This is a genomic window from Thalassoroseus sp. (genome assembly GCF_984380535.1).
The window spans coordinates 110791-134905 of sequence record NZ_CFHRBF010000007.1 but is presented as its reverse complement, the minus strand read 5'-3'; the positions used below and the strand labels follow the sequence as shown (position 1 = coordinate 134905).

Sequence of the window (24115 nt, the reverse complement as noted above, 5' to 3'; positions counted from 1 at the left end):
CAGCCTCATTTCTTCTTAACGAAAACGCCGCTGGCCAGCACAGTCAGATTTCCCTCGTCGTCGCGTTGGGCTTTCCCCTGAACAACGACCGTCGAGAGTTCTTCCACATTCAGTAGGCTACGAGCATCTGCTTTGACGAGTTCCCCGTTCTCATCGACAACTTTGACCAATGCCGTCGACGTGGGAAGCTTCGGAGTTTCGCAGCAGTAGTCCCAAGGCTTTGCGCACTGGTCACCGGGAATGTCGCTACAGGCTTTCAGCGAATTGTCGACGATTGTGAACGCCGCCCGATCCTTGATCCACGGGTTAGCACTGCCACCGATTCGTCCCACAAGGACGACATCATCCCCTTCCTCTGCATCTTCGCGAGCTTGAATCACATCCTTAGCATCTTCTGGTTCGTTGCTCAGTGTGAACTTAGCCCCGTCCACATTCGCAGTCGGTAAGGGCTGCTCAGACTCCTGAGCACAGCCAACAATGACCATACTGAAGACCAAGCAACCCAATAGTGACACGAGTTTCTTCATGAATAACTCCTAAGGTGATTAGGCCAACTGCAGGATTACAGTCGACAGACAAAATTAAAACGCCTTCAATCCATCTACGATAGGCATCTTGAGCGCACGGATAGTAGGGGGAATGGAGCCGAACAATCCGAGTGATAGTCCGACGCCACAGCCGATCAACACAGCCGTACTGTCGACTTGAAGCGCAAACGCCCCCATCGTAAACCGCACTGCTGCTCCATTAATGAATACGAGTGCCAACAACGCTGCCACCAAACTAGCCCCCGCTGCGAGTAGCAATCCTTCTTGAACTAGACTGATTACAATAGCCCGACGTCCAAACCCGATTGTCTGCAATGTCGATAGCTCCGGGATGCGACCGACGACCGATCCGTACATCGTGTTCAAGCCGGCGAAAATCCCCGCACCGGAAACAAGTAGCACAACGAGCCAAGCCAACCATCTCACTGGTCCATAGTCTCTTTGAAGAGAAGCGTAATAGTCGGTCTCTTTCAGTGCTTGAAGTTCGAGATCAAGCCGTTCTTTACAAAAGAGATCGAGGTCGGTGAAGTCGCCGTTTGGTGAAAGTGTCACTGCAACGATGCTCAAGTCCTGGCGTTTCATGGCCTGTTGCAGCTCATCGAGACGACACCAAATTTCCGACTCAAAAGCCGAACCACCGGCCGAGAAAACACCACTGACTCGCCATTCTCGACCTTCAAATTTCAACGTTTGTCCCAATGCGACATTTCCGCCATTCACACCAAGTTTCGTCGCGACCATCCGTCCCACCACAACTTCGCCAGTTTTCGGCCATTCGCCTTCTTCGAATTCGACTCGACTCCGCACGAGCAGTGCCGGTCGCGTGACACCACGAATCAACCCCATCGACTCTTGCTGACCGACGGTCACCTGTGTCCCGAGGAACAATTCCGGTGATACGTACTTTTGACCGGCACGTTGTTGGATCCCGGCGACACTGGCCGGTACGAGATCGCTTGTCCGCATTGGGATCGACGAGTACTCGAGGTTTTCACCCATGCTGAGCGAAAGTACGATTGCAGTTTTGGGGTCGCCACTGACGGCCAGTGATCGCTCCAAGCCCCGAATAAATCCCACCACGACGAAGACCAGAACGATAACGGTCGTCAACCCGGCGAACGTCAAGAACGTTCGCAACGGACGGCGAAATAGATTTCGGATGGCATACTCCCAAGGGAGCAAACGAAACAACATAGCCCGGCCTAAAACCGTGGGTAGGAAAGGCAGAGGAACGTCACGCTCGCGAAAGCGCAACACGAAGCACAACTGCCAGAATCAGCACTTAGCGGTGCAAAGCTGCGGTTCGCCGGTGGATGCTCAACACAAGAACGACATGTGGAGCGCGCGCAGCTGCCGACCGGTGCTCTGGTCGATTTCAAAAGAACGATCGCAGCGATTCGAGATTGTGGGCTGCTCGAAAACGTCCTGGTCTATCGGCGTGAGAAAAATCAGGTCGAAAACCGGCAAAGAGGGTTTCTCGACGACCGCTCCGCCACAAATCCCTTGACAGGGAAGATCGTGTTCACCTGGCACATCGGCAGGAAGTTGAACGACCGCATCAACGCGGGATGTCTCATCCTCACACGGGTCCTGAGTGGCTGACGCACAGTGACATTTGCACGCGACTTCTTGCCCCTCATCAGGAGTGGCGTCGGGCTTCTCTTGAGCACAACACGGAGCGATCCCCAGCCCACATGCCATGGGGCAAGCGAGAACCGCAACGATAACGACAATCGAATAAATCCGTGATGTCATGCCTTCGGTCTATTCCTCCGCTCTTATGGTATTTAGCCGACATCGATGGAGCAACCCCATTCTACCATATCGACTTCCACCGGCGGAAGACATTGGATGCAAAGAACCGTTCACCTCGCAAACGCCAGGAAGCAGTTTGCTTAAGGACAGCCACCGATATCGTTAGGATGCCCCCAGCGTATTGGTCTCGTAGAACGATTCAGGATCGTTCTTCAAGAAATCGATCATCTTGGGTAAATCGTCTGCAAGCTTGTGTTTGGGTTCCCAACCGAGTTTCCTGCGGGCGGTTTCGATGCTGACGTCATAGTTGGCATCGGCGAGATCGACCATCCAGGGCTTGATGAATGGTTTGTCATCATCGGCAGCGAACTGATCTTTCGCCCAAGCACCGACTTTCGCGACGGCTTTCGGTATTCGAATTGTGGTCCACTCGCTTCCATGGACAAGTTCCCCGATCCGCTCTTGCAGTTCGCCATAACTCAGCAAGTCTGGTTCACCGATGAGGAACACTTCTTCCTCGTCCAGTTCATCCCGTTTCTCGATCACCCGTTTGATACAGCGAGCAAGATCATCAAGGTGAATCAAGGTTTGACCATGCTTAGGATTACCCGGGAACACCCAACTTTCCAACTGCTTTTCATAGATACGAGTAATCTGCTGCGATAAAGGTAACGAATGACATTTCTCATCATAGACACCAGCGATCCGTAGCAGCACAATGGAACTATCGCCGCGTTCATCACGGATGACTTGTTCCGCCTCGAGTTTCGACTGGGGATACGCCCATTCCGCTTGAGTATCTGATTCCTCAGTAAGTTTCCCTTCCTGTGGTTTCATGGCTAGCAAACTACTAGAGAACACAAATTGTTTCACTTGTAGTCCAGCAGCTTTGAGCTGTTCCAGAAACTTCCGTGTCCCCTCGACGGTCAACTTGTCATAGAGAGGACTTGGTTCTCCCGAGAAATCATAGTAAGCGACGAGATGCACCACGCTAGCGACCTGCGAACCATGCTCCTCACGGACTTGTCGACATGCCTGTGCAAGACTATCGTCCTCGGTAAAGTCCGTCGAGATGAAATGCACTGTGTCTTCCATCGTCGACGGTGGATATCGGTCGAGCACGACGAGATCGTACTCGTGCCCCAATTCATTGAGGACATGAGTTCCAATCAATCCGCTCCCACCGGTAATGACTACAACAGGCTTTGACTGATGTGTGACGTTATCAGGTTGTGACTGCGGCATCGATGAAACTCCCTCTCGGCAAACTCAAATTTCAGAATCAATAACTTATTGGATGTTCGGTTCGGATCGTCTTGCGATGACGCATTAAACATTGTCACCGCGAATCGGTTGTATGGCTGTCTCTCATCATCCATGCCTGCGTGCGTAAGATCGATTCGTAACGCTCGACAAGTTGGCTCAAGAATTCGTTGGCTGACTCTGCAGTAACTTGCTGCGCAAGTTGTGTGTAGAACGCTGACAGAGACTGATAAAAACGCATTGTCGATTCATGGACTTCGTCGAGACTCATTCCAGGCCGCAACTCGAGGTCTTCGAGTTTCTGAATACAATCGCTATCTGGCACATATTGAATCCATGTGTCCAGCAACTCCGTATTCTGCTCGGACTGGACGCGATTCAGCAGCTCAATCTCGCGTTCCTCCGTCTCTTGAAGCCAGTTCAGCACATGCTTGCGACCCGGACTGTCCTCAAGGCTATTACTATCGGCGAGTCCTTTCCGGAACCGCCGATGGAAACCCTGCACACGATCCAGGATTGTTTTCAACTGTTCATATGAGGCATCGGGGGGGTGATTTGACATAGAGTTTTTATTTGGGTTAGACATGAGATTCCTCCCTTCGGTCAATAATTGGTGCATGATCCGTGCCATCGTGAGACACTTCTCAAATTGCGAAAACAACAGCAACAATCCGAATCAACCCGCTGTATTCTGAGTATTTCGCGACCACGTTGAGTGATCTGCGACCAGCTAGAGTGTTGTTACGAGAGGAATTCCCAATCAGGAAAGGACTTCACCGGAAATGGTCTGGTCTTTGCAACAAATGCATTCTGGACTGACAACCTGCACCGTTCGGGATACGCCCTCATGAAAACCTCGTCGAACACGTCAGACTTCGACCCTAATGCCTGCCGCGTCGATGCCATCCCTGATCCGTGGGACTACAACCCATCCGCCTGGAGCCAACGGATACCCATCTGTGTGTTAGCGATGGTCGCATTCTTCATCGCGACCTATATGGGCTTGTATCAATGGGGAATGATAGATGACGTGTGGGATCCGGTCTTCGGTGATCAGACGGCGTCCGTCCTCGATTCCGACGTCTCAGAGAAGATGCGGTACTGGTTTCTCGTCCCCGACGCCATATTCGGGGCGTTAGCTTACCTAGGCGATGCCATCTTCGGTCTCGCGGGTTCTCAACGCCGCTGGCAGTTTCGTCCGTGGCTTGTGCTGATCTTTGGGTTTGACGTGATCCCGCTTGGTTTAGTGAGTGTGATCCTCGTCATCCTGCAGGGAACTGTGGTCGGCTCATGGTGCTTCTTATGTCTTGTGACGGCCGTTATATCGTTGATCCTCGTTGTTCTCGCAATCGACGAGGTTTGGTCCTGTCTGCTCTACCTTTATCGGGTCTGGAAGAAAACGGACGACCGGTCGATTTTCTGGAAAACATTCTGGGGCATTCGCACAACTGAAGGAGACGAAATTGCAGCCCAGATGGTGAAGTTCCCTGAAACTAAGGAAGCGTGAGGTCAAACATGTGGAGTCGTGATTTCGAGGGAATGCTTGGTTGCTGGCTGCTGCTAAGCCCGTTGATCTTTCATTATGGTGAGCGAAACTATGGCTTCTGGGAGCACAACTTGGCGTGCGGCACGTTGATCATCCTGCTCGCATTGTTCTCCTATTGGAAACCTACGCGTGCCGCCCATTGGTTCCAACCACTTGTTGGTTGTTGGCTCGTCGGGTTTGCATACGCACAGGGTCTCGGCGACGCATCAGGCATGGCTCAGAATCACTTGCTAGTTGGGTTGCTGTTGATGATGTTCGGAGTCATACCGAATCAAGCCTCTGCTCCCCCGGCAGCTTGGCAGAAACCTGGCCAAGACAATATCAAGGTAGAAACCCCACTCACATCCGGTGACTAAACGAATAGTTCTAAAAAATCGAACGCCTATGACGCGGATTGCTCGATTACGAATGCTGCCCAACATGACTGGCTTATGATTCCCGATTGGTTTGAAACGCTACATCCTGTTAAACAAGCGCTACTAGCTGGTGGATTCACTTGGAGTGTGACGGCACTAGGGGCCGCCGTTGTATTCACGACCCGGACGGTCAATCGCAAGTTGCTCGATGCTATGCTCGGGTTCGCTGCAGGCGTAATGATCGCCGCGAGTTTTTGGTCCTTGCTTGCGCCGGCCATAGATATTAGTCGTGAATGGTCATCCGTCCCGGATTGGTTGCCAGCCCTCATCGGTTTTCTGCTTGGAGGATTCTTCTTGTGGGTTGTCGACCAAACATTACCGCATTTACACCCGGACTTACCGATCGAACAATCAGAAGGTCCTAAGACGACTTGGGAACGGAGCATTCTGCTCGTACTTGCCATTACAATTCACAATATCCCGGAAGGTCTCGCAGTGGGAGTTGCCTTTGGGGGATCGGTCGCGGGATTGGAGTCTGCGACTCTCGGAGGAGCCGTTGCGCTAGCGGTTGGCATTGGCCTCCAGAACTTTCCCGAAGGAATTGCAGTTGCGATGCCATTGCGTGGTGATGGATTGTCCCGCCGCCGAAGTTTTTTCTATGGACAAATCTCAGCGATTGTCGAGCCAATTGCTGCTATGATTGGAGCCGCTATGGTTGTCTATGTTGCTCCCGTCCTTCCGTACGCCCTGTCATTTGCAGCGGGTGCAATGATCTACGTGGTCGTTGAAGAACTCATTCCGCAATCACACCGTGGGGGACAAGTCAATTGGGCGACACTTTGGTTGATGACTGGCTTTTCGATCATGATGGTCCTCGATGTGGCACTCGGATAGTCCGCCAGCCTGGCAATCCCACAAAATCAAAGGCCTATAAAACGCCATGAAAGACCTCGCCAATGCCATCTTTGATCGGATCAAAGCCAATCGACCGGGTAGCCGGCTGCCTGAACTCTATGAAACGCATATTTCTTGGATACTGCTTGACGGTGACTATGCTTGGAAAATCAAGAAGCCGGTCGACCTGGCCTTTGTTGACTTCTCCACGCTAGACCGGCGACGTCACTATTGCGAGGAAGAGATTCGTCTCAATAAACGCCTAGCTCCCAACCTCTATTTAGAAGTGGCTCCGATCACGGGCTCTCCTGAAAATCCAGAAATTGAAGGAAACGGCGAGCCGATCGATTACGCCGTCAAGATGAGACGGTTCGACTCAAATCAACTTCTTAAGACTATTGCATCTAAAGACGAGCTTCGAGAAAACCACATTGATCAATTAGCCGAGACGATTGCGAACTTTCATTCCGAAATCGACATCGCAGACTCGGACTCGGAATTCGGACAAGCAAACATAGTTTGGCAGGCTGTTGCGGATTGCATCGCTCCGATCCGGCGACAACTCACTGGCAAAGATCAGATCCACCAACTTGAGCAAATCTCGAATGAACTGCATGACCAGTGGCTCCGACACAAAGACGCCTGGACATGCCGACGAGAACAAGGTTTCATCCGCGAGTGCCATGGCGATTTGCATCTTGGCAACATCACATTGATTGACAATCGAGTCACTGTGTTTGACGGCATCGATTTCAATCCCAACCTTCGCTGGATTGATGTGATGTGCGAAGTCGCTTTCATGGTGATGGACTTAGAGCATCATGGTCTGCGACCGTTCGCCTATCGGTTACTCAATCGTTACCTCGAACTCACAGGTGACTATGAAGGCGTTAAGCTACTTCCGTTCTACGTGGCTTATCGTGCCCTCGTTCGTGCCAAAGTCGCCGCCATCCGTTGGAATCAAGAATATGAGAATGGCGATGTTCCCGATCAAGAGCAGCGAGACATGAAAACATTGCTAGACATCGCAGCGGACTACGCAGCTTCGCGTAAGTCTAGTTTGTTCATCACCCATGGGATGTCCGGCAGTGGTAAGACAACGGCTACACAATCAATCCTTGAACACCTTGCTGCGATTCGAATTCGGTCGGACGTTGAAAGAAAACGATTGGTCAATGACGATGCCTCGAGCGAAGAGAAATACTCCGAACTCGTCACAAATCAAACTTACGAACGACTCGCTGATGTTGCAGAGACAGTTGTACAAACTCGATTCCCAGCCATCATCGATGCCACATTCCTTAAGAAAGTGCGACGAGACGAATTTCGAAGAATCGCAGACCGACATCAGATCGACTTTGTCATTATCGACTTCCAGGCTCCTGATGAATTACTCCAGTCCCGTGTTGCAGACCGAGCTGAGCAGGGAAATGACGCGTCAGACGCCGATCTTTCCATCCTTGAAATGCAGCAACGCACTCATGAACCACTTGAAAATGAAGAACACAAGTTCGTTATTGGCTTTGATACAACGAACGATCAACACCAGGAACTAGCAGCGTTCTTGCGTCGGCAGACTTTGTGATCGGATCGATCGATTCTGCTTTGAATGTCAAGCCAATCTCTTCATATGACATTCGATCGTCGAGCATTGTCGATGTTGAACTAGGAAGCTATATGACATGTCCCAGAGTACAACCTCCACGCTGCGCCCCATTGAAATTGGACTGATCATCGCTGGGGAATTGGATGACGCGGGCACACAGGCGATTCAACAAACTCAAGACGATCTCAAGAACACGCTCACATCCGAATTCTCCGCGTTTGATTGGACACTCGAAACAGTTTGGCGACCTGAACTTGGCTCCGTCAATGTGCGTATGGAGCCTGTGGTTCTTCTTAATATTGCTCGCGAGGAACGCGATGCAAGAAACTGGGATTTCGTGTTCGTGATCACACCTGTCGATCTCATATCCCACTACAAACCTTTCGCGTTCGGCTTCGTTTCGCGATCGATTGACTCAGCGGTGATTTCTACTTCTCGCCCAGACCCATTGATGGAGAACCGTTTCGTCGAGAAGCCCGCCCGTATCAGTACACTTGCCCGTCGGCTATTCGTATTGATTCGTCAGGCTTTTGGCCAAATTAACTCGTTAGAGCCTACGGATGATCCAGGGAACGCCATGCGAAGGATTCACACCCTCGCTGATATCGACACTCTGCACGAAGCCGACTGGTCCCCGGAGCAACACGAGGTACTCGTCGAGAATTTACGTCTCATCGCTGATGTTCGGTTGGAAGAAGTGCCCAACGGAAAGAACAAACGGCTCATATCATTTTATGCCCATAGTGCCTGGCTGAACCGGCATGAGATCATCAGTGCAATTATTGGCGCTCGGCCTTGGGAGTTTCCGGTGCGATTAAATCGACTAACAACTGCTGCTCTCTCAAGTTCTTTGATTCTCATCGTGACTGCGGAATCATGGGAACTAGCAGTCGCACAGTCACTTTTGCCAATCGTTGTTCTTGCAGTCACGGCGATTCTTGTCACAACGGGTTATGTAACAATTCGACAGCAACTCTTAGTACGTCGGGAACAACGAATTAGCGAACAATCAGTGATCACGAATATCACAGCAGTTGCAGTCGTGCTGCTCGGAATGCTGACGACCTACGCGGTTACGTTTGCTCTCCTCGTCGGCGTCGCTACGATTCTGTTCAGTGAAGAACTCGTCAAACGATGGACAGCGGTCGATCAATTCAGTTGGCAAATCTTCCTCGTTGTACCAGCCATGGTCGCCTCTTTCTCGGTGATTGTCGGAGCATTAGGCGCCAGTTTTGAAGAGCATCATTATTTCCGACATGTGATCTACGTTGACGAGGAGATCTAGTCTCCAGTTCAACTGTCGAACCATTCTGGCAGAACGCTGAATTGCGGGGACAGTCACTTAGGAGGCGTTCTTTCTGCAATTGTCGTCCGAAGTCAGATGCAAGGTGGCTGATTGCTGACGATACCGCACGTGATGTCTCCGCAGACTATCCGCGGCCTCAACACTAAACACACGATCACACCACTTCATCATCGAAGATATTTGGCGACTCGATCGACGCCACGGAACCATCTTATCCTTCAGCCAACTTTGGTCACGATCGGCGGGGACAGTGGAACGCGGGGTGCGAATCATCGGTTCAGGTCCGGGACCGCACTCGTTGACCTTTGACCTTGAGCCCCCCCGGCGATCGCGGTGAAACGCTTTGATTTACCCTTTTCCCTTTGTATTGTTGGGCGTTTTTGGGATTATCGGAATGAGACGTCGTGGGGCATCTGCAGGTACCAGTTATTAAGCACGGCGAGCAAGTTCCAGACGTAGCCGCTCCGTCTAAAGAGGACCACACCGCATGAATCAACAAACGGGCCATTCGAGTAATCGCGTCGCCATCATTAGCTTTTTGGTAATTGTGATTGGAATCGTTGGCGGCGGCGTGTATTGGTTTCTTCTGCAGCACGATCCCCAAGAACCGGAAGAAGAAACGGTGGCCGAACAGGTCGTTGCGAGTTTCTACACTGCGTTGGCGGCGTTGGATGTCGAACAGAACGAACGAGCTGCAACGGCCCTCGAGACCGCAATCGAATTGGAACCGCAGGAGCCAGCGTTGTGGGCAAACTTGGCGGTGGCTCAGATGCGATTGCGATCCACAGAAGCGGCTCAGCAGTCGCTGCAACAGGCGCAAACCCTCGCGGGTGACTCACGGGAATTAGCGGCTCTCAAAGCCGAAGTTTTGGAACAAGCAGGGCAAATTGAAGCGGCCATCGAGCAACTTCGCGAAGTCCACCAAGCTTGGCCAGAGAATTTATCCACCACATTTTCGCTCGTCTCGTTACTCGGACAAATTCAATCCGATGAGACCGAAGCAGAGAAGATCGCCTTACTAACCGACATTCTCCAACATGCTCCCGGAAACCTCCGGGCACGTTGTGAACTAGCCCGATTGGCAGCAACCGAGAAGCGTGAAGAACTCCTCCGTTCCACCCTCGACTCCTTATTAAGCGAGGCTGATCGTTGGCCGGATCTCATCCAAAAACAGTTACAGGACGCAGACGAAGCATTGAAAAATAGTGACTTTCGGAAGGCGGCTGTCTCACTGACCTTCTTCGAGAATTTGCTGAAACCCCGTCCGGAATATCAGTATAGTTTGGCAGAATTAGGAGCCGGTTCTGGAGCCTCCATCGGGACGCCGCTGCGTTCGTTCCTGCGACTTCAACTGCCATCCGCTCAGTCTGCAGATGCGGATCTCGAATTGGCTTTCTCTTTAGAGTCTGCCCCTAACAGATTCGCAAAGTCGGAATTCCTTCTGGCATTCGCGTCATCTCAGACCCAGTCTTCGACTTTGCTTGCCGTCAGCGACAGCACATTGAAGGTTGGTCAGTCCACGGAAATTCCCTTGCCAGGCTCTTTGTCCAAGCCGCACACTTCGTGTCTCTGCACAGCGGACTTGAACTTCGACTTTCGTGAGGACCTTGTCGTGGTTGGCGACCAAGGTTGTCGCATCCTTCTGGGGCAAGCCGACGGTTCCTATCTTCCTACCGACGTGAGTTTTTCGGGTAGCGATCAGGCATGGGCTTCTGTGTTCAGCGTGGATGTGGAAGCCGACGGTGACCTGGATCTACTACTGAGCAACCGAGAATCGCTGCTGCGTTGGGTCCGAAACAATGGCGACATGACGTTCACCGCAATCGATGAATTTCTTCCAGTCGACGCCGTTTTGGATCTTCAAACCGGTGATCTGGATGGAGACGGGACGGTTGATCTCGTGACGATCGATGCGACGGGAACGGTCTCGGTCTGGAAGAATCAGCGGGGCGGAAACTTTGTCCCAATGCCATCGCCTTTTGCGGATTCTCAATTGGCGGTCGCGATCGGCGATGTCGATCGCAACGGGCAATTTGACATCGTTGCGATCTCGAATTCGGGGGAAATGCAGTCCGCCAGTTGGAATTTGAACGAAACTTGGTCGCGATCGGTATTAGCCTCGTGGCCGACATCGCATCCTTTGACTCGCATGAAAACCGGCGAAGTCTTTCTGGCTATTGCAGATATCGACAACAACGGAGGAACCGATCTGGTCGCCAGTGTCGAATATGAGACTCGTATTTGGTTGCGAACTGCAGATGGCGAATGGGCTCAAGCTGATGAGAAACCGAATTTGATGGTAACGTCGATCGTCGATCATAATGATGATGGCCTGTTGGACCTGGTCGGACACTCGCAGGCTGGCGGGAAGATCGTCACGAATCAAAGTCAAAAAGGATACGGTTGGCACGTGATCAAACCACGAGCTAACAAAGCCCCCGGTGATCAGCGAATCAACTCGTTCGGCATTGGCGGTCAGGTGACTGTGCGTGCCGGCAATTTGGTGCAGTCGGCCGCAATTCGCTCGCCAATAGTCCATTTCGGCCTGGGAAACCGGACTCGGGCTGATGTCGCACGTATTGTTTGGCCGAATGGCACCGTCCAAGCCGAGTTCGAACTCGAAGCGAATCAGGAATTGATCGCAGAGCAGCGGTTAAAAGGATCTTGTCCGTGGGTCTTCACCCATGACGGCACGCAATACCGCTTTATCAAAGACTTCATTTGGCGATCCCCTTTGGGACTGCGTATCAATGCACAAACCACCGCCGGCGTAACTCAGACCGAAGACTGGATCAAAATCCCCGGCGACCAACTAGCTCCACGCAACGACCTATACTCCGTGCGGATCACCGCGGAACTTTGGGAGACTCATTTCTTCGATCATGTGGCGTTGTTGGCCGTCGATCACCCAGCGGAAACGGTAATATATGTCGACGAACGCTTCGTCCCCAATCAACCGCCCGTTCAGAAAGTCTTCACAACAACAAAACCCAAGCCGTTCGAGAACCCGATCAATCACAATGGCCAACCACTTGATGAGCATCTTCATTCGATTGATGAAATCTATGCAGATCAGTTTGCCCTGGGGGATTATCAAGGCGTTGCTGAAGACCATTGGATTGAGTTCACAATCCCTGATAAAGTTTCCGTCGACCGAACAGTGTTAATCATGGGGCACGGTTGGATTTACCCCACTGATAGTTCATTGAACGTCGCCCTGGGACAGCAAGATGATCTTCGCCCATACGGGTTGATCCTCGAACGTCAGTCCTCAAACGGCCACTGGGAAATTGTGAATGACAACTTAGGGTTCCCCGCCGGCAAAAACAAAAATGTCCTCATTGAAGTCCCAATGTCAGTGCTCTCTGACAGTCGGCGGTTCCGTTTGCGAACCAATATGGAAATCTACTGGGACTTCCTTGGTTGGAGTTATCGAATCGACGATGTCGAACCGACAATCACAAGGCTTCCGCTGCAAGTCGCCGAACTAAGACAGCGGGGATACTCTAAGTTGAAACCCGTTGATCGCCGACGTCCTGACACACCTTTCTATGATGTCGAGTCCGTTGGGCAACGCTGGTTAGACTTGGAAGGGTATTACACACGATTTGGAGATGTCCGCGAACTATTAAAGCAAACTGACGATCGATATGTGATCATGAACGCCGGCGATGAGTTGGCGTTCGAGTTTTCTGCAGACACCGCTCCCGAGATCCCCACGGGTTATCAGCGAGACTTCGTGCTCGTGGGCGATGGATGGGTCAAGGACGGAGACTTCAACACCGCGTTCTCTCGGACCGTCCGTCCGCTGCCGACTCACGAGGATCCCAACTACGATGGACCGCTCGGCCCCCTTGATGCGGATCCCGTTTATCAACAACATGCCAACGACTGGCAGACCTACCACACACGCTACGTAACACCAGGAGTCTTCCAACAGCGACTTTGGCCACTCATACAATCCAGACCAAAAAAAGTGACTCAACCATAACAACATGGATTAAGCACACATTCCTTTAAGTTCTGTTCCTAGGCTCAAAGGCTAACCTTCAAAAGCTTCGTAGGAACCTTCACAAACTAACGATCGACACGACCGCGATCGGCAGGACACGATACTCCAAGCCGCTGTCTTTGCCACTGCTCTTGGAAATCTCGCTCAAGCCGGAGGATGCATGAGTTCGATCGGGGCAATACTGGTTAACGACAGCTGAGAAAGTTTGAAGTTCGACAGATGGGCTCAGGCGGAACAGTTCCGCAATAGACTGGTTCAACAATTCTAGCAGGTCACAAATACTACTAGAGTGCCAGCCTAGACATACGCCAGTTTTGTAGCTTGGCTCGAATCCGACTTTGATTGCTACTGACTGGCTCCGACAATCACGTCAACCAAGCCCGCGAGTACGGGCTGAGATGAAACAAATAGGAATCAGAGGATCGAATTGAACGGAAACAATGAGATGGAAACGATTGCTTGGTCGGATTTTGAACGTGTCGAACTTCGCGTCGGCACAATCGTCTCGGTGGAAGACTTCCCGGAAGCTCGCAAATCGGCTTATAAATTCCGAGTCGATTTCGGCCCAGAGATTGGCATCAAGCAGTCCAGCGCCCAAGTCACGGCTTTGTACAAGAAGGAAGAGTTGGTCGGCCGGCAGATTATCGGAGTCATCAACTTCCCCCCGAAACAAATCGGCCCATTCATCTCCGAATGCCTAATCACCGGACTCTATCGCAACGATGGAAACGTCGTCCTAGCTGTTCCCGATCAACAAGTCCCCAACGGAGCAAAGCTAGCCTAGCCCGCGCAACTGCTAACCGAACCATCTCCAGAAGTGACAATGAATAGACGTCATGCCCATAACAGACCAAACATCACGCACTCGTCCCACGTCTCTCGGCCTTGTCAATCCTAGTCAAATCAAATGGTGTTAGCAGCCGTCAATCAAAAGGACATCTGCTAAACCAAATCGCGAATAAACTGGCAACTATTGAAGTGCCGGCGTAGTGTGACACATGCAACTGACTGCCAACGAAACTTGAAAGAATCGAATGCAACACCGAACCTTTACAACCATAGCTGGCTTGATACTTGCATCTATTTTGGTGGACAACCGAAATTGCTGGTACAACCGATCGTTGAGATTCGGAGCTGGGATCATTCAGCAGAATACAGCTCAATAACAACCTGGAGAGTTCACGAGAGAGGTCCTCTAGAGGAGATGTTCTTTAACTCCAGCACTGCGACTGGATCGCACTTTGTGGGCAAGCGTAACACCATGCTGTACTTTACGCTTAAAGTTAGCTGCGAGATTGCGTCATAAGTGTTCTACATGGTATTGCCAACGTCACGCGGTGGTTTCGAGAGCGCTTGTTAGTCGGCTGAATCACGAAGACACTTATAGTATGGTCAACCACTATGCCGTCAGTGCTGAGAGTGCCCAGAACAACAATTGCTTAGCCAATTGACTTTTCGGAGCAGTATGGTCGATGATTGCTTGGTCATTCATCATGAGAAGAGTGCGGTGCGAGTATGAGTGAAGTTTCGCAGATTTTGGCTGCAATCGATGCGGGTGAACTAGTCGCGAGTGAGCGACTGTTACCGCTCGTCTATGAAGAGTTGCGAAACCTTGCTGGTGCTCGTTTAGTCCATGAGCTTCCTGGGCAATCGTTGACTGCTACGGCTTTGGTCCATGAAGCGTATTTACGATTGGTTGGCAATGAAGGAACGAAAGATTGGCAAGGCAAAGGGCACTTTTTTGCTGCGGCAGCGGAAGCGATGCGGCGGATCTTGATTAATCGCGCTCGTGACCGAAAGCGGCTCAAACGAGGTGGTGGTTGGAGCCAAGTCGATTTGTCGTCGGTTTCGATCGCGTTGGAAACGCCACCTGAGTTGCTCATCGACTTGGACGAAGCAATAAGATCGCTGGCAGAACAGGATTCCGTATCTGCAGAACTGGTCAAGCTTCGGTTTTTCGCCGGCCTGAGTCTGCAAGAGTCCGCAACCAGTTTGGGGCTGACTCGCAGACAGGGAGATCGTCTGTGGTCTTTTGCACGGGCTTGGCTGTTCGATCGACTTCAAGAGTCGTAACATCTTCGGCAGAAACGATTTTTGAGAAAATCGAGTTTTTTGGTGCAACTTGCGGCCAAACGGGGCATTGGTAAGTGACTCAATCACTTACCTGGAAATCTGCGATGACAAACTTCGACGCCAAAGCCCGTGACCTGTTCATGAAGGCCCTCGATCTAAAGCCCGAACAAATCGACGAGTTTCTCGACGCCGCTTGTGGCGACGATGTCGAACTTCGTAGTCGTGTGCAGACGCTGTTAGACGCGCATCATCAGGCGGGCAACTTTCTTTCTCCCTCCCAATCTGAGAAGACGCTGATCGGCGATGCCGAGACCGACGAGCTTGGGTTCTTCTTGCAGGGAACGCCTCCCGGGGAACTTTCATCAGGGATGACGATTGGTCCCTACAAGTTAATAGAACGTATCGGTGAAGGAGGGATGGGGGCGGTTTGGGTGGCTAGTCAGGCACAGCCTATCAAACGTAAGGTTGCGGTCAAGCTTATCAAGGCGGGAATGGACTCCGCACAGGTACTGGCCCGATTCGAAGCTGAACGACAGGCACTGGCGATGATGGATCATCCCAACATCGCTCGCGTTCTTGATGGGGGAATGACGACGCAAGGAAGACCGTATTTCGCGATGGAGTACGTGAAAGGTGTGCCACTAACCGAGTATTGTGATCAGGCGAAGTTGTCGGTCAAGGAACGTCTGGAGCTGTTTCTGCCGATCTGTCATGCGGTGCAGCATGCTCATCAGAAAGGCATCATTCATCGCGACTTGAAACCGTCGAACATTTTGGTCTGTCTATTCGATGGAAAGCCGGTCCCCAAGGTCATTGATTTTGGACTCGCCAAAGCCATGCACCAGTCGTTGACGGATCGCTCGCACTTCACGGCTCATGGCATGATGGTCGGCACGCCGCTTTACATGAGCCCCGAACAGGCAGAGCTAAACAACCTCGACATTGATACGCGTGCGGACGTCTATGCGTTGGGGGTCATTCTGTATGAGTTGCTCACCGGCTCCACGCCACTCGAGGAAGCGCAAATGAGAGAGGCCGCGTATGGCGAGGTCCTCAGGCTCATCAAAGAAGTCGATCCACCGAAACCGAGCACGCGGCTCAGTGGCAGCGAAAGTCTCCCGAGCGTCGCAGCACAGAGGAATATCGACCCCAGACATCTGACACGCAGTATCACTGGTGATTTGGACTGGGTTGTCATGAAGGCGTTAGAGAAGGAGCGGACTCGCCGATACGACACCGCCAACGGTTTAGCGGAAGATATCCGTCGACACCTTTCAGATGAACCAGTTAGTGCCGGTCCCCCCTCGACCACTTACCGCATGCGAAAGTTCATTCGACGAAATCGCGTTGGCGTCATCGCTGCCAGTGCGACAGCGATCGCATTACTGTTTGGAGTTGTCGGTACGACTTGTGGCATGATGTGGGCATTGTCGGAACAGCAGGAAGCAGTTCAGGCCCGCGAAGCGGAAAGCAAAGCGAAGCGGGCAGCAGTCGCGAGTGCTGCACGAGCCAATAATGAGGCCATCCGTGCCAAAGCCGCCGAACAGCGAATCGCCCGGACATTGGAAGAAGTTGAAGCCGAACGCGATGCGAAGGATATGGCTCGAAAGCAGGCTGAGCGAATCGTGGAATTCCTGACGAGTGTCTTCCAGAGTCCTGCCCCAGAAAGGGATGGTCGTGACACCAAAGTTATCGAACTCCTCGAAAATGCTATTGAAAAGTTGGATACCGAATTGGCAGACATGCCGGAGCAGCGATCGCGACTTCAGACGACACTAGCCCGCACCTATCATGCATTAGGACTACAGCCAGAGGCCATTCAGCTCGCTGAGAAAGCAAAATCCTACTACCTAGAGAACTTTGGCGAAGACGATGTTCGCACGCTCTCTGCGATGAACGATCTTGCGCTCTATTACAATCACAATAGTCAAAGAGCGAAGTCGTTCGAAGTCAATGAGAAGTGCTTAACAGTTAGTCGAGAAATACTAGGCCCGCAACATCCATGTACACTCAAGGCAATGAGTCATTTCGCATTTCTCCATTTTCTCAATGGACGTTATGAGGAAGCAGAGAATCTCCGAGAACAAGTCGTCAAGTACTCCCTTGAGAATTTTGGCGAAGAACATCCGGAGACACTCGCTGCCCGAGATTCTCTCATCGGCACCTATCATGCAATCGGAAAGCATCAAAAGGCGAATGCTCTCCGTGAAGAACTGCTTCAGACTTGTCGACAGACTCTTGGGGAGGCAGACCCGCTTACCGTGCGGATTCGGAATAATCTCGCTTCTGGTTATACCGATCTCCGAGGCAAGGCACTTAAACTGCGTGAGGAACAGTTGGCAGTTTGCCGCAAGGCATTTGGTGAGGAGCATCTGCACACAATCAAAGCAAAGTCCGCCCTGGCAATGCTCTATCGTCGGATGGGACGGACCGATGAGGCTCTCAAACTCTTGGAAGAATCGGTCGAAACTAGCCAACGGACACTTGGTCCCGACCACACATTTACATGGATCAGTCTCAACCAATTGATCACTTGCTGCGAGGACTCAGGCCGTAAAGAACAGACACTAAGTCTCAAAGAGAAACGCATCCTGCAATGGATGAAGCGACTCTCATATAACAATACTGAGAACGCTCAAGCATTGAACAGCCTCACCTATTCAGCACTAGAACACATCGCAATACTTGCCTGGGAGCAACGGCGGGACGCACACGTGCGGCTGAGTTATCCGCTTCTCGATTTCGCTGGCACGCTCAAGTACCCGGCAGCGTTAGAACGGGCGGCCAAAATTGCCTGTCTACTGCCGAATGCCGAAATAGCTTCCTATGAGCAAGCCGAAAAACTGATTCGCAAAGCGTTAAAGCTCAACGGCAACAGCCGAGAGTTCCAACCTTGGGGCCAACTAACGCTTGGAATGTCCTTGTACCGCGTCGGCAAATTTGCTGAAGCCGAAGAAGTTCTCACAGAGGTAAAATCTGTTGCGGGCGTGATTGGTCAAACTGCTTCCTTCTTCCTCTCAATGACACTGTTCCAACAGGGAAATACGAAGGCAGCCCAAGACATGTTTGCTGTTGTGGAAGAAAAGATGAAACCTCTTCCGGAACTAAAAGAGGATTGGTTCGAAGGTATCGGACCAGACCAAACGATCGTTTGGATCGCGTATCGAGAAGCCAAATCACTGATCACCAAGTAAGGGCATGTCAACCATAGTCTCGCTCGCAGTATTGGAAACTGATAGCGATTCTACTGCAGCTTCATCTTCACCGAGACCAAACAGTGCAGGCTAGCGCAGTAAGACCGTCGTTGATTATTAGAGGCTGATAGAAAACATGGTTTTGGTTGTTGATTTTGCTGGCCGGGGGTTAATTGTCTTGAGGTATCGAATGCCTACGCCAAGCGACAATATAGCGAGGATTCTCATCCTGCATGTAGGAACCGCCGCAGTCTGGATACCAACCGGACGATTTTCTCTGTTTGAGCATTGACTGATATTGCTGTTCCGTGAGATCGAACGAGATGTCCCATTCTTCGTTGCCATCACTTCGATGAAAGACGCAGGATATCTTTAACTCGGCAGTTCCGGCGCTCAACTGGAAAAAGATTAATGGCCAGCCACTTGCATCGAATTCCTTAACCTGGCTCTTAAATTCGCCTAGCGTCAAACCGATGAACGTTTGATGCTCTTGACCATTGTTTCTTTGGCAGACAAAAGAGTTGTTTCGTTGATCTGCAGATTCTGAGCATACAAGTGATGCAGGCATCCAGCCGTCGCCCGACACATTCTCTACGGCTTTCTGCAGGTCTTTCTCTCCGATATTGAGCGTTAGATAACCCTGACCGGTCTGCCTCCAAATCTTTAATCCGGGACCTTCTGTCGGTGATACGTCTGGGCTGGGGAATAGCAACTTCCAAAGCAACTGGTGGGACTTTCCTAGCTTTTTGTAGTCCTGACCAGCCTGATGATCGTTCTCAAAGAAACTGACTTGAAATGATTGACCGTCGACGTCCGGAAGGGCAACCGCATCGAATATCACATCAGAGGCCCCCCAACGCAAGTTAATGTGCTTGGGGTAATATTTCCCCCGAATTGAATCCAACCAATCTTGCAGCTCTTCTTTCGTAGCTCCGTGAGTCTCCGAGAATCGCGATTCAAGAGAATTCCCGATAAGCGGATCGACCGCAAACTTGTGAGTTCCAATATTTGCTGCAATTCGGAACCCGATTGCTATTCCAGAGGGAATGTCCTGGTTGCAAGAGATGCGATATCCCGAACGAGAGTGATAGTGCCACCAATGAAAATCACCCCCGCGTACAACTCTGTTCGGTAAATTCGGATCCGTTGCTCCTAGTGGATCAATGGTAAATGATTGCCCCTCATCGACATACTGCTGGGACGACCATCGATCGTTCACATATTCGTGCATGTTGCCGGCCATGTCGAAGAGACCGAACGGATTCGGAATAAGGGAACCAACGGCTAAAGGTCCGCCGTGCAAGCCTTCAATATTCTCCTTGTCCAAAATCGTATCTTGATGATCGCCGGTCCAAAAGAGGGTATCTGTTCCTGCACGACAAGCGAATTCCCATTCCGCTTCGGTCGGTAAGCGATAAAATTGCTGGTTCTCAACCTCGCCCTTAACACCGAGTCGGGAATGAAGGCCCGTCAGAAATTCTTGAATTTGGTTCCAACTAATCGTTTCCACCGGATAGTTGGCTGTCGACTGATTCTTTAACTCGTCGTTGTTTTCCGGCGAAAAGTAGGAAGGATTGAATGACATGATGGATTCAAACTGCTCTTGCGTGACTTCCGTCGTAGCCAGATAGTATGGCTTAGTCAGAACCACACGGTGCTGCGGACCTTCGCTTATTAGCGAATGTTCCCAAAATTCACCCCCACTTTTCCCATGCTCCATCCAGATGTCGAGGTCGGTCTCTGATGAGCCCATGTCGAACTCGCCCGGCGGAATCAAGCGAAACGTGAACCCGAACTGATCGGTGAACTCAACGGGAACACCCAGGTGCTTGGCCCATTGCTGTTGATGCGTTGACGCTTTCTGCGAATCAAACGGAGCGATGGCGGGAGGTGGAGAATCAGCAGGTAGGTGTTGCCAGTGAGGCGGAAGTTTGTCCCGATCATTACGTTCCGCAACTGACTTTGACGACGTCGCTGGCCGCCGCCAATTAACAAGGTAGCTCACAGTTCCATCGTCAACATAGGAACCGACGCAATGAGGAGCCCAACCAGAGTCTCTTCGCTGTTTAAGCTGGGACTCGTACTCTGGTTCTGTCAGATTGAATGACGACGCTGATGTGATGCCGACTTTGTTTTCACAGAACGTGCAATTGATCCTTGGTGTTGATGTCCCCGCGTGAAGTTGGAAGAAATGCAGGATCCAGCTTTTACCTTCGAACTCCTCGACTCTGTTTCTAAACTCATCCAGACTTAGTCCCACGAACGACTGGTGCTCAATATCGCCGCGCTGGTGACCCAAGAAAAAGTTGTATTCCTGACCCGCCGATTCTGTTGTACACAGCGACATCGGAAACCATTTCCGATCGCTGTAATAATCGACCGCTTCTTGAAAGTCTTGGTCTTTGATATCCTGAGGTTTATACGTACGCTTCACTTCCCGGCGGATTCTCAATCCCGGTCCATCTTGTGGTGCCACGCCTTTGGTGGGAAACAAGAGTCGCCAATACAGGGCGTGCGTCCACCGGTATTTCGATGAGAACTCGAATGCTTCGGAATCATCTTCAAAAAAGTTGACGACCCAATTTTTTCCCGTGGTATCCCTTTCTGCAGTGGCATCAAAAATCCATTCCGATGCTCCCCATCGCAAATTGATATACAAGGGGATGTATTCGCCGCGAATCGATTCAAGCCAGGATTGAAGTTCGGATTTCGTGACTCCGTGCACCTCGGCGAAGTGTGATGGCTGATCGGATATGTTTAACTCCGAATCGCTGTCGGACTGGTCAGCTCGATCAACGACGAGATCTGTAGGTTCGATTGTAAGCACGTTACGACCGTTCTTACGAACGGTGAATTTCTCAGGATTTCGAATGACTATGTCGCCCTGACGAACTTCATAACCGTATTCGCCCGGCGCGACCGTTAGTACGAATTCGGGACCTGAGATGAGATGAGTCTCGCCATCAAACTTCAGGGTAATGTCGCCACGCTCGAGCAGCTCGTCGTCAGTCTTCACCATTAATGTGACATCGCCAGCCTCAATGAGCAGCGTGATCCCATAAAGAATTCCGCCGATGCCAATCATTGCTGCCAAAAGCATCGCCAAACGGTTCGAACCGTTTCTCGCCTTGTCCGGTGGGAGGAGTTTTCCATTCGGATCGAACACATATTCGCGACGTCCCGCTGGAAGATGACGGTACGATTGCAAAGCCTCACTAAGTTCACGAGCGAATTGATTGTCGGGTTTGATCTCCAACAACCTCCGTACATTCGCTTCAATCCCCTCACACTCTTGTGATCTGCAACACTCCTTGAGTGTCTTGAGGAGCATGTCTGCTTCGACTTGCAGATCAGTCGCCTTTTTCAGCAACTGCTCGACAGCTGGAGAACGCATCTTTTGAGGTATCTGCTGCAGGATTTTAGCAGCCCTACCATAGTCATATTTCTGCATGAACTTGCGAGCAGTTCCAACCAGGGTCGGGATTCCTTCCCGGATTTTCTGGGGAAGCTCTTTCACTCGCTCTATTTCGTCACGCGCCCAACTGGCGTACCCGGCAGCCTGGGTCTCTGTTGCCGCACTCATCTTTTCAAGCAAACTTACGGCTTGGACATACTGCCCGCGTTTGACAAAATCGGCCACCTTCCGCTTTGCTTTTTCCAACTTTTTCAGACGATTAGTTTTGTCATCTTGTTTTCCAATCCGCTCAGCCGCGAATTGATCGAGTTGATCGACCACTTCTTGCATCGAATGCGGACGACTCTCGTTTTCCTTCGCGATCATCTGCAAACAGAATTGGCAAAGCCTGGAGTCAGCATCGGGATTAATATCCAGCGGGTTTCTCGGTTCGTCCCGCGTAATCTGAACGAGGATCGAGTGGATGCTGCCCCGGAAAGGAAGATCTCCGGTGATGAGTTCGTAGAGAATCACGCCAAGCGCGTAGATGTCCGTGGCTGGGCCTATTCTTTCGACATCGGCCTCGACCTGTTCGGGAGCCATATAACCGGGCGTTCCAAGTAACGCTCCTTCGCGAGTAATTCTTGATTCTTCCGACTGGTCCACTTTTCGAGCAAGTCCAAAATCGGTCACGATTGGCTTGCCCTCCTCATTAATCATCACGTTGCCGGATTTGAGATCGCGATGAATGACGCCCATCGAATGAGAGTGCTGCAGTGCGTCTGCGATATCGCGGACGATTTGCATGATCTCTTTTTGACTGAGTTCGTCACTGCCGATGAATTGAGAAAGAGGCTTTCCGTTGATGTAGGCCATTGTGATGTATGGCCGATTGGAGAACTCTCCAAAATCAAAAACAGAGCAGATTCCGGGATGACTGAGTTTCGCAGCGGCTTGGGCTTCCCAACGAAACCGAGCCAGAAACTCGTCGTGCTCTCCATTCCGAACTTTAGGAATCTTGATCGCAACCTCTCGGTCAAGCTGGGTATCGACGGCCAAATAGACCGCACCCATCGCCCCTTCGCCCAGTCGTCGTTTAATCCGATAACGACCGAACATCTGCCCGACCAATGTGACGTTAGTGTCATAGGATCCTTTGGACCGCGATGTGTCTCGATAAGCTTCGGCTTTGGAAGTGTCGCCTTGGCGAGCTAAATCCTCGACCAAAGCGGCGCCGTCGACATAGGCACGAATATCGTCCGCAATCGCAGGGTGTGCTCTGCATAGGGCGTCGATATCGATCTGTTCACCGGAGTCGACTCGACGCATGTAATCCGCCAGAATCTCGCCAACTTCATTCTCAGCCATGCCGACCTCCGGAAATCCTGCGGGCGTTCTCAGAGAGGGTCCGATTCCAGAAGTCTTTTGAGTGCTGCGATACCTCGGTAAATGACTTGCGCGGTCGCCGCAGGAGATTTGTCGAGAATTCGCGCAACATCTTCGATTTTCCGTCCTTCAAGATGTCGCAGTCGAACGGCTTTCTGCTGAGATTCGGGCAATTGAAGAAGCGCTGCTTCGATCCTTTGTTGTTTTTCTGCCCGCATGGCTTTCTGGCTTGGGGAGCTGACTTTTCCGGCAAACTGATCAGCATTTGCATCGCTGTTGTGTCGTCTAACGTCTCGACGCTGAGCCTGATGATTCCGGGCCAAATCGATAAATGTGTGATGCTGAATTTGCTCCAGCCATCCCCAGAACTGTTCGATCGTGGTGCCCCGAAACTGCTTATGGAATACTTCAACTGCTCGCACACATGTTTGTTGGACGATATCGGATTCGTCGACCCGACGTTGGAGTGCCCCCTGGATATGAGCATGAACCTTCTCACGAAGCTGGGAACGGAACTGTTCAAGAAGCTCTCCCAACGCCAACCGATTCCCGCCAATCGCTGCATCCAATAGGTGCTGGGGTTCAGTCGGCTCTGACATCAAGATACCTGACTCTAATCAGTAAGACGGATTTGACTTCGTGAATTGAATGGGCGCCACTGGTTACTTTTTAGAAAATATCCAAAACGGATCAAATTTTCACCAAACTTGGTACTGAGAAGTGCCCAAAAGCGGACTCGATGACTGTCGATATCCAACCAGCGTTTCGCTCCTACGACTTCA

Annotated in this window: 16 protein-coding genes; 9 read left to right on the top strand and 7 right to left on the bottom strand. The window is 51.3% G+C overall.

Annotation, left to right across the window (positions count from 1 at the left end; genetic code table 11):
• Positions 1-5: 5 nt before the first annotated feature.
• From AC5DDB_RS11160 to AC5DDB_RS11140, 5 genes are all read right to left on the bottom strand, one after another.
• The gene (locus AC5DDB_RS11160; RefSeq protein WP_491739804.1) at positions 6-527 is read right to left on the bottom strand and encodes a hypothetical protein; all 522 of its coding nucleotides are present in this window, start codon (positions 525-527) and stop codon (positions 6-8) included.
• A 54-nt stretch (positions 528-581) separates the two neighbouring features.
• On the bottom strand, positions 582-1742 hold the full coding sequence (locus tag AC5DDB_RS11155; protein WP_491739803.1) for an ABC transporter permease: 1161 nt from the start codon (positions 1740-1742) through the stop codon (positions 582-584).
• A gap of 123 nt (positions 1743-1865) precedes the next feature.
• Positions 1866-2303 carry a hypothetical protein gene (locus AC5DDB_RS11150; RefSeq protein WP_491739802.1) on the bottom strand — a complete coding sequence of 146 codons (438 nt, stop codon included), beginning with the start codon at positions 2301-2303 and terminating at the stop codon, positions 1866-1868.
• Positions 2304-2465: 162 nt separating this feature from the next.
• Positions 2466-3548 (bottom strand): NAD-dependent epimerase/dehydratase family protein, encoded by a 1083-nt coding sequence (locus AC5DDB_RS11145; protein ID WP_491739801.1) that lies wholly within the window; start codon positions 3546-3548, stop codon positions 2466-2468.
• A gap of 94 nt (positions 3549-3642) precedes the next feature.
• Positions 3643-4128, bottom strand: a complete 486-nt coding sequence (locus tag AC5DDB_RS11140; protein ID WP_491739800.1) for a hypothetical protein — start codon at positions 4126-4128, stop codon at positions 3643-3645.
• 285 nt (positions 4129-4413) lie between these two features.
• Here AC5DDB_RS11140 and AC5DDB_RS11135 point away from each other — a divergent pair, with 285 nt between their 5' ends.
• The 9 genes from AC5DDB_RS11135 (at position 4414) to AC5DDB_RS11095 (ending at position 18553) form a co-directional block, all read left to right on the top strand.
• Positions 4414-5073: a vitamin K epoxide reductase family protein gene (locus AC5DDB_RS11135; RefSeq protein WP_491739799.1), complete on the top strand. Its 660-nt coding sequence runs from the start codon at positions 4414-4416 to the stop codon at positions 5071-5073.
• An 8-nt stretch (positions 5074-5081) separates the two neighbouring features.
• Positions 5082-5468: an SPW repeat domain-containing protein gene (locus AC5DDB_RS11130; RefSeq protein WP_491739798.1), complete on the top strand. Its 387-nt coding sequence runs from the start codon at positions 5082-5084 to the stop codon at positions 5466-5468.
• Between the two features lie 75 nt (positions 5469-5543).
• A complete protein-coding gene (locus tag AC5DDB_RS11125; RefSeq protein WP_491739797.1) occupies positions 5544-6362 on the top strand; it encodes a ZIP family metal transporter in 819 nt (272 codons plus the stop codon).
• A gap of 46 nt (positions 6363-6408) precedes the next feature.
• Positions 6409-7947 carry a bifunctional aminoglycoside phosphotransferase/ATP-binding protein gene (locus AC5DDB_RS11120; protein WP_491739796.1) on the top strand — a complete coding sequence of 513 codons (1539 nt, stop codon included), beginning with the start codon at positions 6409-6411 and terminating at the stop codon, positions 7945-7947.
• A gap of 97 nt (positions 7948-8044) precedes the next feature.
• The gene (locus AC5DDB_RS11115; protein ID WP_491739795.1) at positions 8045-9253 is read left to right on the top strand and encodes a hypothetical protein; all 1209 of its coding nucleotides are present in this window, start codon (positions 8045-8047) and stop codon (positions 9251-9253) included.
• A gap of 508 nt (positions 9254-9761) precedes the next feature.
• On the top strand, positions 9762-13265 hold the full coding sequence (locus tag AC5DDB_RS11110) for a CRTAC1 family protein (protein ID WP_491739794.1): 3504 nt from the start codon (positions 9762-9764) through the stop codon (positions 13263-13265).
• Between the two features lie 466 nt (positions 13266-13731).
• Positions 13732-14070, top strand: coding sequence for a tRNA-binding protein (locus AC5DDB_RS11105; RefSeq protein ID WP_491739793.1), 339 nt, complete (start codon positions 13732-13734; stop codon positions 14068-14070).
• A 731-nt stretch (positions 14071-14801) separates the two neighbouring features.
• Positions 14802-15359: an ECF-type sigma factor gene (locus AC5DDB_RS11100; RefSeq protein ID WP_491739792.1), complete on the top strand. Its 558-nt coding sequence runs from the start codon at positions 14802-14804 to the stop codon at positions 15357-15359.
• Positions 15360-15463: 104 nt separating this feature from the next.
• Entirely contained in the window at positions 15464-18553 is a 3090-nt protein-coding gene (locus AC5DDB_RS11095) for a serine/threonine protein kinase (protein WP_491739791.1), read from the top strand.
• A 169-nt stretch (positions 18554-18722) separates the two neighbouring features.
• Here the strand turns inward: AC5DDB_RS11095 and AC5DDB_RS11090 are convergent, their stop codons facing one another.
• Together AC5DDB_RS11090 and AC5DDB_RS11085 are read right to left on the bottom strand one after the other, a co-directional pair.
• A complete protein-coding gene (locus tag AC5DDB_RS11090; protein WP_491739790.1) occupies positions 18723-23315 on the bottom strand; it encodes a bifunctional serine/threonine-protein kinase/formylglycine-generating enzyme family protein in 4593 nt (1530 codons plus the stop codon).
• Between the two features lie 29 nt (positions 23316-23344).
• Positions 23345-23932 carry a sigma-70 family RNA polymerase sigma factor gene (locus AC5DDB_RS11085; protein ID WP_491739789.1) on the bottom strand — a complete coding sequence of 196 codons (588 nt, stop codon included), beginning with the start codon at positions 23930-23932 and terminating at the stop codon, positions 23345-23347.
• Positions 23933-24115: the final 183 nt, after the last annotated feature.

What these genes read in the sequence shown, in the direction of transcription:
- AC5DDB_RS11085 (WP_491739789.1), bottom strand. Translation starts at nt 23,932, where the DNA reads ATGTCAGAGCCGACTGAACCCCAGCACCTATTGGATGCAGCGATTGGC.
- AC5DDB_RS11095 (WP_491739791.1), top strand. Translation starts at nt 15,464, where the DNA reads ATGACAAACTTCGACGCCAAAGCCCGTGACCTGTTCATGAAGGCCCTC.
- AC5DDB_RS11090 (WP_491739790.1), bottom strand. Translation starts at nt 23,315, where the DNA reads ATGGCTGAGAATGAAGTTGGCGAGATTCTGGCGGATTACATGCGTCGA.
- AC5DDB_RS11135 (WP_491739799.1), top strand. Translation starts at nt 4,414, where the DNA reads ATGAAAACCTCGTCGAACACGTCAGACTTCGACCCTAATGCCTGCCGC.
- AC5DDB_RS11150 (WP_491739802.1), bottom strand. Translation starts at nt 2,303, where the DNA reads ATGACATCACGGATTTATTCGATTGTCGTTATCGTTGCGGTTCTCGCT.
- AC5DDB_RS11100 (WP_491739792.1), top strand. Translation starts at nt 14,802, where the DNA reads ATGAGTGAAGTTTCGCAGATTTTGGCTGCAATCGATGCGGGTGAACTA.
- AC5DDB_RS11125 (WP_491739797.1), top strand. Translation starts at nt 5,544, where the DNA reads ATGATTCCCGATTGGTTTGAAACGCTACATCCTGTTAAACAAGCGCTA.
- AC5DDB_RS11130 (WP_491739798.1), top strand. Translation starts at nt 5,082, where the DNA reads ATGTGGAGTCGTGATTTCGAGGGAATGCTTGGTTGCTGGCTGCTGCTA.
- AC5DDB_RS11105 (WP_491739793.1), top strand. Translation starts at nt 13,732, where the DNA reads ATGGAAACGATTGCTTGGTCGGATTTTGAACGTGTCGAACTTCGCGTC.
- AC5DDB_RS11110 (WP_491739794.1), top strand. Translation starts at nt 9,762, where the DNA reads ATGAATCAACAAACGGGCCATTCGAGTAATCGCGTCGCCATCATTAGC.
- AC5DDB_RS11140 (WP_491739800.1), bottom strand. Translation starts at nt 4,128, where the DNA reads ATGTCAAATCACCCCCCCGATGCCTCATATGAACAGTTGAAAACAATC.
- AC5DDB_RS11115 (WP_491739795.1), top strand. Translation starts at nt 8,045, where the DNA reads ATGTCCCAGAGTACAACCTCCACGCTGCGCCCCATTGAAATTGGACTG.
- AC5DDB_RS11145 (WP_491739801.1), bottom strand. Translation starts at nt 3,548, where the DNA reads ATGCCGCAGTCACAACCTGATAACGTCACACATCAGTCAAAGCCTGTT.
- AC5DDB_RS11120 (WP_491739796.1), top strand. Translation starts at nt 6,409, where the DNA reads ATGAAAGACCTCGCCAATGCCATCTTTGATCGGATCAAAGCCAATCGA.
- AC5DDB_RS11160 (WP_491739804.1), bottom strand. Translation starts at nt 527, where the DNA reads ATGAAGAAACTCGTGTCACTATTGGGTTGCTTGGTCTTCAGTATGGTC.
- AC5DDB_RS11155 (WP_491739803.1), bottom strand. Translation starts at nt 1,742, where the DNA reads ATGTTGTTTCGTTTGCTCCCTTGGGAGTATGCCATCCGAAATCTATTT.